The 7,170-nt window shown below is 63.9% G+C and carries 9 protein-coding genes; all 9 read right to left on the bottom strand.

Translation table 11 applies throughout. From position 1 onward, the window contains the following. A partial coding sequence (gene nuoL / locus B4A72_RS16080; RefSeq protein ID WP_292979123.1) for an NADH-quinone oxidoreductase subunit L occupies positions 1–1,595 on the bottom strand: 1,595 nt, incomplete at its 3' end. Positions 1,596–1,601: 6 nt separating this feature from the next. Then, positions 1,602–1,907 (bottom strand): NADH-quinone oxidoreductase subunit NuoK, encoded by a 306-nt coding sequence (gene nuoK / locus B4A72_RS16075; protein ID WP_292957463.1) that lies wholly within the window; start codon positions 1,905–1,907, stop codon positions 1,602–1,604. Between the two features lie 74 nt (positions 1,908–1,981). Then, a complete protein-coding gene (locus B4A72_RS16070; RefSeq protein WP_292957460.1) occupies positions 1,982–2,584 on the bottom strand; it encodes an NADH-quinone oxidoreductase subunit J in 603 nt (200 codons plus the stop codon). Further along, positions 2,581–2,994, bottom strand: coding sequence for a carboxymuconolactone decarboxylase family protein (locus B4A72_RS16065; protein ID WP_292957457.1), 414 nt, complete (start codon positions 2,992–2,994; stop codon positions 2,581–2,583). Before B4A72_RS16065 ends, B4A72_RS16070 begins: the two co-directional genes overlap by 4 nt. Then, positions 2,991–3,482, bottom strand: a complete 492-nt coding sequence (gene nuoI, locus B4A72_RS16060; RefSeq protein ID WP_292957454.1) for an NADH-quinone oxidoreductase subunit NuoI — start codon at positions 3,480–3,482, stop codon at positions 2,991–2,993. Before nuoI ends, B4A72_RS16065 begins: the two co-directional genes overlap by 4 nt. Further along, positions 3,482–3,667: a hypothetical protein gene (locus B4A72_RS16055; RefSeq protein WP_292957451.1), complete on the bottom strand. Its 186-nt coding sequence runs from the start codon at positions 3,665–3,667 to the stop codon at positions 3,482–3,484. Before B4A72_RS16055 ends, nuoI begins: the two co-directional genes overlap by 1 nt. Before the next feature lie 5 nt (positions 3,668–3,672). Beyond that, on the bottom strand, positions 3,673–4,704 hold the full coding sequence (gene nuoH, locus B4A72_RS16050; protein ID WP_292957448.1) for an NADH-quinone oxidoreductase subunit NuoH: 1,032 nt from the start codon (positions 4,702–4,704) through the stop codon (positions 3,673–3,675). 17 nt (positions 4,705–4,721) lie between these two features. Further along, a complete protein-coding gene (locus B4A72_RS16045) occupies positions 4,722–5,483 on the bottom strand; it encodes a hypothetical protein (protein WP_292957445.1) in 762 nt (253 codons plus the stop codon). Positions 5,484–5,487: 4 nt separating this feature from the next. Then, positions 5,488–7,170, bottom strand: a 1,683-nt coding sequence (locus B4A72_RS16040; protein WP_292979121.1) for a molybdopterin-dependent oxidoreductase, incomplete at its 5' end; no start/stop codon positions are given.

Here is a 7,170-nt window from a genome sequence, read left to right as displayed (position 1 = left end):
GCCTGGGCAGAATTCTCCCCGGCCGGAGCCTCGGCGCCGGCTTCGCCCTCGGCGCTGGCCGAAGCCTCGCTGCCGGCGATGTTGAAATAGCGCGAGACTTCTTCGCGGGGGCCGAAGAAGGGCTCGTAGAAGACCATGCCGGCAAAGATCGCGCCCACGGACAAGGCGACCAGAGGCACGGTCATGACGCGCGGACTTTCATGGGCGTGTTCATGCGTGTGCCGGTCTCCGCGCGGCGTGCCCCAGAAGGTCATGAACATCAGCCGCCAGGAATAGAAGCTGGTGAAGGCGGCGGCGATGACCAGCAGCCAGAAGGCATAGGTGTTGCCCGCCCAGGCGCTTTCGATCACCGCGTCCTTCGACAGGAAGCCCGCGAATCCGATATCGGTCAGCGGTATCCCGACGCCGGTGATCGCCAGGGTGCCGATCAGCATGGTCCAGAAGGTCAGCGGGATTTTCTGTCGCAGGCCGCCATAGTTCCGCATGTCCTGTTCGTGATGCATCGCGTGGATGACCGAACCCGCGCCCAGAAACAGCAGCGCCTTGAAGAAGGCGTGGGTCAGAAGGTGGAACATCGCGACCGAATAGACGCCGACGCCGGCGGCCACGAACATGTAGCCCAGCTGCGAACAGGTCGAATAGGCGATCACGCGCTTGATGTCGTTCTGCACCAGACCCACGGTCGCCGCGAAGAAGGCCGTCGTCGCGCCGATCACGGTGATGAACAGCTTGGCGTCGGGCGCGAATTCGTAAAGCGGCGACATCCGGGCAACAAGAAAGACACCCGCGGTGACCATGGTCGCGGCATGGATCAGCGCCGAAACCGGGGTCGGGCCCTCCATCGCGTCGGGCAGCCAGGTATGCAGGAAAAGCTGCGCCGACTTGCCCATCGCACCGATGAACAGCAGCACCGCCAGAACCTCGGCCGAATTCCAGTCGCCCCAGAGAAATTGCATCTGCGTCTGCGCCAGTTCGGGAACCTGCCCGAAGATGGCGTCGAACTGGACCGAGCCGGTCATCCAGAACAGCCCGAAGATGCCCAGCAGAAAGCCGAAATCCCCGACCCGGTTCACGATGAACGCCTTCATGGCGGCTGCGCCCGCGGATTGCTTCTTGTAGTAGAAACCGATCAGCAGATACGAGGCGACGCCCACGCCCTCCCATCCGAAGAACATCTGAAGCAGGTTGTCGGCCGTCACCAGCATCAGCATGGCGAAGGTGAAAAAGCTCAGATAGGCGAAGAAGCGCGCCTTGTAATGTTCGTCATGGGCGAAGTTGTCGTCATGGGCCATGTAGCCCATCGAATACAGGTGGACCAGCGCCGAGACGGTCGTCACCACGATCAGCATGATCGCGGTCAGCCGGTCCAGCCGGATCGCCCATTCGCTGACGAAATCGCCCGAGACGATCCAGTCCAGCACCGGCACGAGCTGCGTCTCGCCGCCGAAGGTCAGGAAGATGATCCAGGCCAGGAAGCAGGCCAGAAACAGGATCCCCGTGGTCACGTATTGGGCGGCCTGTTCCCCGATCACGCGCCAGCCGAAACCTGCGACGATCGCGGCCAGCAGCGGGGCAAAGAGAATGAATTGCGTCATGGTCCCTTACCCCTTCATCACGTTGACGTCTTCGACCGCGATGGTGCCGCGGTTGCGGAAGAACACCACCAGGATCGCCAGCCCGATCGCGGCCTCGGCGGCGGCGACGGTCAGGATGAACAGGGTAAAGACCTGCCCGACCAGATCGCCCAGATGGGCCGAGAAGGCGACGAAGTTGATGTTGACCGCCAGCAGCATCAGCTCGATCGACATCAGGATGACGATGACGTTCTTCCGGTTCACGAAGATGCCGAACACCCCGGCGACGAACAGAATCGCCCCTACGACAAGGTAATGTGTCAAACCGATCATCTTTTCCGTCCCTCCGGGTCGCTCACCCGTTGAAAATATTCCCTTGCCGCGATCCGGGCGGCCGTTCCGGTCGGCTACAGCCCCTGTCCCGGCTTCACGTCCCGCAATTCCATCGCCTTGGCGGGATCGCGATACATCTGCGTCAGGACATCCTGACGCTTGATGTCCCGGCGATGCCGCATGGTCAGGGTGATCGCCCCGATCATCGCCACCAGCAGGATCAGCCCCGCAAGCTGGAACGGCAGCATGTAGCGGTCATAGAGGACGATCCCGATCAGGTTCGTGTTCTGCGCCCCGGCGTCGATCGGCACGACCCGCATCGCCTCGGCCTGGTCCGAGGATTGCCAGGCCCCGAAAGCGATTCCCAGCTGCGCCAGCAGCACGACCGCGATCAGCCCGGCCAGCGGCAGATAGCGTGCGAATTCGCCCTTCAGCTCGGCGAAATCGACGTCCAGCATCATCACCACGAACAAGAACAGCACCGCAACCGCGCCGACATAGACGATGACCAGCAGCATGGCGACGAATTCGGCGCCTTGCAGGACGAACAGCCCGGCCGCAGAGAGAAAGGCCAGGATCAGCCACAGAACCGAATGGACCGGGTTGCGCGCCAGCACGACCATGAATCCCGAGACGCAGACGCTGATGGCGAAGAGATAGAAGGAAAAGATCATCATTCGGATTCGCGCTCCTCGGGTTTGGTAAACACGCCCTGGGCGATCTCAAGCGCCTTCTGCATTGCCGGGATGCCCGCGAACATGCCCATCTGATAGATCACCTCGGCGATCTCGCGCGGGGTGGCGCCCGCCTCGACGGCATGGCGGATGGTCAGGCGCAATTGCGGCTCGGCCTGGGCGCCCTGCACGGTCAGCGCGGCGATGGTGACCAGCAGACGGGTTCTGGCATCCAGCCCGTCGCGGTTGAAGGTCTTGCCGAACCACATTTCCAGCATGTCCGACGGCATGGTCGGGATCAGCTTCTCGAATGCCTTGGTATCGACATGTTCCAGCGCCGGATTGAAGACCCGCGCCATTTCATGACCGGACTGGATCATCTGCTGGAACATCTTCTGGAAAGCGTCGGTCATCTGTAGGGCGCGTCGATGGCGAGGTTGCGGGCGATCTCGGCTTCCCAGCGGTCGCCGTTGGCAAGCAGTTTCTGCTTGTCGTAGAACAGTTCCTCGCGGGATTCGGTGGCGAATTCGAAATTCGGTCCCTCGACGATGGCATCGACCGGACAGGCCTCCTGGCAGAACCCGCAATAGATGCACTTGGTCATGTCGATGTCATAGCGCGTGGTCCGGCGCGATCCGTCGGCGCGCGGTTCCGCGTCGATGGTGATCGCCTGGGCCGGGCAGATCGCCTCGCACAGCTTGCAGGCGATGCAGCGTTCTTCGCCGTTGGGATAGCGGCGCAGCACGTGTTCCCCGCGAAAACGCGGGCTCAGCGGCCCCTTTTCGTGCGGATAGTTCAGCGTCGCCTTGGGGGCGAAGAAGTATTTCAGGCCGAGGCCGAACCCCTTGATGAAATCCATCATCAGGAAATACTTGGTGGCGCGGGCGATATCGAAAGCCATCAGAAATGCTCCCCTTGCTTGGGCGCGGAAAAGCGGTCGAAGGCCGCCACATAGTCGCGGATACGCGCGCCGTCACGGGCGTTTTCGGCGCTGTCCAGATTATTGGCCAGAAAATGCGCGAATTCGATCTTGTCCTGCTCCGAGGCGCTGGCCAGCGATTCCGCGATCCTGTTCGAATAGGCCATGTCGATCACATCCCCGCCCAGCGGGCCCAGAACGATCCGAAGACCTGGAATTTCGCCAGGAAGGCGACGATCACGACCCAGCCCAGCGACATCGGAAGGAACACCTTCCAGCCGATGCGCATCAACTGGTCATAGCGATAGCGCGGCACGATCGCCTTCACCATGGCAAACATGAAGAACCAGAAGACCATCTTCAGGAACATCCACAGCGCCCCGTCGGGGATGCCGGGAATGGGCGACAGCCAGCCGCCGAAGAACAGCAGCGCAATCAGCGCGCACATCAGCCACATCGCGATGTATTCGCCGGCCATGAACAGCAGATAGGGGGTCGAGGAATATTCGACCATGAAGCCCGCCACCAATTCGGATTCGGCCTCGGGCAGATCGAAGGGCGGGCGGTTGGTTTCCGCCAGGCAACTGACGAAGAACAGGACCAGCATCGGCAGATGCGGCAGCCAGTACCAGGACAGAAGCCCCATCCCGCGCTGCGCCTCGACGATATCGGTCAGGTTCATCGAACCGGTCGAGATGATGACGCCGATGATGATCAGGCCAAGGCTGACCTCGTAGGAAATCATCTGCGCGGCCGAGCGCAGCGAACCCAGGAACGGATATTTCGAGTTCGAGGCCCAGCCGCCCATGATGACGCCGTAAACCTCGAGCGAGGAGATGGCCAGGATGAACAGGATGCCCACATTGATGTCGGCCATCACCCAGCCGGGCGCGAAGGGAATCGCCACGAAGGCGGTCAGCGCCAGCATCATCGACAGGAACGGCGCCAGGAAGAAGACGAACTTGTCGGCGCCGGCCGGTATCACCACTTCCTTGACGACATATTTCAAGGCGTCGGCGAAGGTTTGCAGAAGGCCCCAGGGTCCGACCACGTTCGGGCCGCGCCGCATCTGCACCGCTGCCCAGATCTTGCGGTCGCCATAGACCATGTAGACCAGCGACAGCATCACGAAGACGATCAGCGCCAGACCCTGCGCCAGCAGGATGATGGCGATGCCCAGCGATGAAGACCAAAATCCGTCCATGACGCCCGTCCTTCTGCTTACGCCGCGGGAATGCCGCGTGCCTTGCATTCGCGCAAGGTCTCATTCGTTTCCATCACCCGCAGGCCCAGCGGCTTGCTGTCCGAGATCGTGAAGGCGGCCCCGATCAGCAACTTGCCATCGCGCGTGTCCTGCAGCGTGCGGATGTGACGGCCATAACGGGCGCCATTCGCCTTTGCCCAGCCTGCCAGCGCGCAGGTGGCATACGAAAAGGCGATATCGGCGTCCACCCCCTGGCGCAGATTCGCCGTCACTTCGACCAGATCGGACCGTTTGCCGTCACCCAGAGGCTTCACCCGCGCGCCCAGAAAATCCTTGTCCGAAATTTCGCTGCCTTCCTTGCGGTCCGGAAGCGCGGGTCGGGTCCGCCGGGCAAAGGCGGCGATGGCCCTTTGCTGCGCGGTCGGGCCTTTCGGCCTTGTCGCGCCTGCGCCGGCCGGATCCGGCCGCGGCTTGTCGTCCAGCGCCGCCAGATCGGCATCGCTGACGGCAAAGGCGCTGCGCCCCGCCGCCGAATCCAGATCCATGCTGGTGACGCTGCCATCGGGTTCGAGGATCAGGATCTGCCCCGATTTGGTCGAGATCCGGGCCGTCGTCAGCGCGGCCCTGTCGCCCGCCGCGCCGGGCGCCGCGATCGTTGCGCTCAGCGATGCGGGCTTGGCGGGCGGACGCGCCTCGGTCTTCGCGCCGCACCCCGTCAGCGCCGCCAGCCCCGCAAGGGCTGCAGCGCGGACAAGCGGCTGGCGAAGGGCTGGCCGCATGGGGTTACTCTGCCGCCATCGCCGGCGCCTGCCGCGCCGCGGCCATCCGCGACAATTCCGCCATCAGCGGAGAGGAACGCGCGATCGGATTGGTCAGGTAGAAATCCCTGATCGGATAGACGAAGGCCGCGCTGTCCAGATCGGCCCTCGGCACGGCCTGCCATTCATTCGCCGGCACCTGGTCGATCCGGGCCAGATGCGGCACCGCCCGGATCAGCGCGCGGCGCAGTTGCGCCAGGCTGTCCCACGGCAATTGCTGGCCCAGTTCCGCCGACAGGGCGCGCAGGATCGCCCAGTTCTCTTTCGCCTCGCCGGGTGCGAAATTGGCCCGCATGGCAAGCTGCGGCCGGCCCTCGGTATTCACGAAAAGGCCGTTTTCCTCGGTATAGCAGGCCCCCGGCAGGATGATATCGGCGCGATGCGCGCCCCGGTCGCCATGGCTGCCCTGATAGATGACGAAGGCGCCATCCGCGATCTCGACCTCGTCGGCACCCAGATTATAGACCACCTCGGCGCCCTCCAGCGCCGCCGGCAGACCGCCCTCGGTCACCGCGCCCACATCCATCGCGCCCACCCGTCCGGCGGCGGTGTGCAGGATCAGCAGGCCGCTTTTCGATGCCTCGGCCGCCGCCATGGCAGCGGCCAGCACGGCCGCGCCGTCATCGCCCAGCAACGCCCCCTGCCCGACGATGACCAGGGACGGATGATCGATCACGTCGCTGTGATCGCGGTCGACGATAGTCTGCAAGGCGGCACGATCGGTCCCGGCGTGGTGATAGGGATAGGTCAGGTCCACCGCCGCGCCCACGACGCCGATCCGAGCGCCTTGCGACCACGCCTTGCGAATGCGTGCGTTCAGCACCGGCGCCTCGACTGCCGGATTCGACCCGACGAGCAATATGTATTTCGCGTGGTCGATATCCTCGATCCGCGCGGTGCCGACATAGGCGCTGCGATTGCCGGCGGGCAGCCGGGCGCCGTCGGTGCGGCATTCGACATGGCCGTCCAGGCCCTCGATCAGCGTCTTCAGGCTGAAGGCCGCCTCGACCGGTGCCAGGTCGCCGACCAGCCCGGCCAGTTTCTTGCCCTGCATGGCGCGCGCGGCCGCGGTCAGGGCCTCGGGCCAGGTCGCGGGCCGCAGCTTGCCGTTCTCGCGGATATAGGGCTTGTCCAGCCGCTGCCGGCGCAGCCCGTCCCAGACAAAGCGGGTCTTGTCGGAAATCCATTCCTCGTTCACGCCGTCATGGTTGCGCGGCAGGATGCGCATCACCTCGCGGCCCTTCGTATCCACCCGGATGCTGCTGCACATCGCATCCATCACGTCGATGGACTCGGTCTTGGTCAGTTCCCAGGGCCGCGCGGTAAAGGCATAGGGTTTGGAAACCAGCGCACCCACCGGGCACAGGTCGATGATGTTGCCCTGAAGGTTCGAGGCCAGCGTCTCGTTCAGATAGCTGGTGATCTCGCTGTCCTCGCCGCGCCCGGTCTGCCCCATCTGGCTGATGCCCGCCACCTCGGTGGTGAAGCGGACGCAGCGCGTGCACGAGATACAGCGCGTCATGTGCGTCTCGACCAGCGGGCCGAGATCCAGTTCCTCGGCGGCGCGTTTCGGCTCGCGATAGCGGCTGAAATCGACGCCGTAAGCCATCGCCTGGTCCTGAAGATCGCATTCGCCGCCCTGGTCGCA

This window comes from Paracoccus sp. UBA5162, from assembly GCF_002413585.1.
Classification (GTDB): domain Bacteria; phylum Pseudomonadota; class Alphaproteobacteria; order Rhodobacterales; family Rhodobacteraceae; genus Paracoccus.
This window is presented reverse-complemented; position numbering and strand designations above follow the sequence as displayed.

What these genes read in the sequence shown, in the direction of transcription:
- nuoK (WP_292957463.1), bottom strand. Translation starts at nt 1,907, where the DNA reads ATGATCGGTTTGACACATTACCTTGTCGTAGGGGCGATTCTGTTCGTC.
- B4A72_RS16070 (WP_292957460.1), bottom strand. Translation starts at nt 2,584, where the DNA reads ATGATGATCTTTTCCTTCTATCTCTTCGCCATCAGCGTCTGCGTCTCG.
- B4A72_RS16065 (WP_292957457.1), bottom strand. Translation starts at nt 2,994, where the DNA reads ATGACCGACGCTTTCCAGAAGATGTTCCAGCAGATGATCCAGTCCGGT.
- nuoI (WP_292957454.1), bottom strand. Translation starts at nt 3,482, where the DNA reads ATGGCTTTCGATATCGCCCGCGCCACCAAGTATTTCCTGATGATGGAT.
- B4A72_RS16055 (WP_292957451.1), bottom strand. Translation starts at nt 3,667, where the DNA reads ATGGCCTATTCGAACAGGATCGCGGAATCGCTGGCCAGCGCCTCGGAG.
- nuoH (WP_292957448.1), bottom strand. Translation starts at nt 4,704, where the DNA reads ATGGACGGATTTTGGTCTTCATCGCTGGGCATCGCCATCATCCTGCTG.
- B4A72_RS16045 (WP_292957445.1), bottom strand. Translation starts at nt 5,483, where the DNA reads ATGCGGCCAGCCCTTCGCCAGCCGCTTGTCCGCGCTGCAGCCCTTGCG.